The organism is Pseudomonas sp. SIMBA_068 (assembly GCF_046534705.1).
Classification (GTDB): domain Bacteria; phylum Pseudomonadota; class Gammaproteobacteria; order Pseudomonadales; family Pseudomonadaceae; genus Aquipseudomonas; species Aquipseudomonas putida.
This window is the reverse complement of sequence record NZ_JAWRYI010001484.1, coordinates 1-240: the sequence shown is the minus strand read 5'-3', so window position 1 is coordinate 240 and position 240 is coordinate 1. Positions and strand designations below refer to the sequence as shown.

Annotated in this window: 1 protein-coding gene; it reads left to right on the top strand. The window is 66.7% G+C overall.

Annotation, left to right across the window (positions count from 1 at the left end; all coding sequences use genetic code 11):
• The coding region (locus SB756_RS34580; RefSeq protein ID WP_410913817.1) for a penicillin acylase family protein at nucleotides 1-240 on the top strand (240 nt) is incomplete at both ends.

Genomic DNA, 240 nt, shown 5'->3' with positions numbered 1-240 from the left:
CCCGTAGCGAAACGTTCTTCGTCCGAGGCCAGCGCCCGCTGCGCGAGGTGATGTATGACACCCGCCACGGCACCCTGCTGGCCCAGCCAGACAACGCCAGCCTGGGCCTGGCGCTGAACTTGCCGCAGTTCAAGGGCGACCGCAGCCTGGATGCACTGTTCGACCTGACCCGGGCCAGGAACGTGGAACGCGCCTTCGACAGTACCCGCGAAGTGACCGCCGCGGCCCTCAACTTTGTCT